Source organism: Vibrio sp. Vb1554 (genome assembly GCF_033344235.1).
The window spans coordinates 1-1,505 of the sequence record NZ_JAWPOJ010000158.1 but is presented as its reverse complement, the minus strand read 5'-3'; the positions used below and the strand labels follow the sequence as shown (position 1 = coordinate 1,505).

General features: G+C 47.9%; 2 protein-coding genes. Both read right to left on the bottom strand.

What is annotated here, in order from left to right:
- A partial coding sequence (locus R8N28_RS24545; RefSeq protein WP_412079930.1) for an ABC transporter permease occupies positions 1 to 251 on the bottom strand: 251 nt, incomplete at its 3' end.
- Positions 248 to 1,414: an ABC transporter permease gene (locus tag R8N28_RS24540; RefSeq protein WP_318183585.1), complete on the bottom strand. Its 1,167-nt coding sequence runs from the start codon at positions 1,412 to 1,414 to the stop codon at positions 248 to 250. The genes R8N28_RS24540 and R8N28_RS24545, both read right to left, overlap by 4 nt.
- Positions 1,415 to 1,505: the final 91 nt, after the last annotated feature.

Genomic DNA, 1,505 nt, shown 5'->3' with positions numbered 1-1,505 from the left:
TCCTCAATTGTATGTAAACGCGAGACGACTTTGACTTGAGGTGTCGCATCGACCATACGCTCTAGCTTTAGGCTGGTTTGGCTTCCGTCTAGGTTTACGACCGCAATTGGCTGCTCTCTAGGGGTTTGTTGAGCGTATGGCAGCGGATACAAAAACGAATAAAAAACCACGCCACCAAAAACAGTTAATGTGACGACGGGGTTGGTCAGCACAGAGCGAATCTCTGCTTTAATCAGTTGCCAGAGTGTCATGCTGCCTCCCTTTGCTGAGTCGACAGTGCTGCCGCTCGGTATTTATGAATGAATGCGGCTGTCAGTAAGAGTGGCACCACATACCAGAACATTGGCCACAAAGTACTAAACGATTGAGCGGCTGAGGCTCCGTAGCTTGCCTGACCAACCTGAACTTCGATGTAATGGGTGATAGGTAATAGTGAGCGCCAAGCATGAGCGAGCGTGTTCATGTCGGAAACTGGAAACGTAATCCCCATAAAAGCAAAACTTGGCGCAGTAAACGCACCAGCAAAACTCATTGCGCGGGCAGGGTCCATCGATAAAAAGAAAAACAGTGCGCCCATAATGATACAGGCAACAACGGTGACCAATTGAGCCAGTAACATGACTACGAGACTGCCTTCCATCGGCCAGTCCAATAACACATAAAACCAGTAGAGGAACAAGGCACCTTGCAACATAAACACTGGGATGTATTGGCTCAAAATTGCGCTGAGTTTTGTGTATGGTTTATTACCCAAAAACTCAAAGCCATTTTTGCCCCCATAAATGCGAAAGTGCGCCGCAAGGATCAAAATCGTACTCACAACGATACAAATTTGCCAAATCGCAGGCACGATAGCGGTGACCAAAAATTGCGCGTAGTTGGTGTTGCGATTAAACAGCGCGGTGATTTGGGTCGACACTGGCACAGCTTGGCCGAGCGCGGACAACGTCGTTGTATTGCCTCTGGCGAGATTGCCCATCACTTGCACCTGAGCATCAAAGTACCCTTGAGCTTGTGCCACGGCTGAATTAATTAACTTTGCCACCAAAATATATTGGCTGTTAAAAAACACTGAAAGCTGTGGTTGGCGATGCAGCAAAATGTCTTGGTCAAACTTAGATGGAATGACGGCAAAAGCGTAAATATCGCCTTCAATCATGGCATTCTTGGCTTCATTCGCGCTGGTGTAGTAATAATCCACAGACAGTGTTGAAGAGGCATCCAACGTTTGGATCAGCTTACGAGAGAGCTGCGAATGTTGTAAATCGACCACGCCAATCGGCAGGTCTCTCGCAATCCCCGCAGAAAACACGCCCCAAATGGTAAGCGAAAGCAAAATAGGCACCCAAGTTAAGCACGACAGTAGCCACTTGTCGCGCCGTAACACATGCCGTTGTGAAATCTTAATCGTCATAGACTTTTTACCTTGAGCGATTACAGCTCAACCACAACGCTCATACCCATGCGCAGGTCTGGTTCTGGTTGAGTAGGGCGAGCTTCTACTT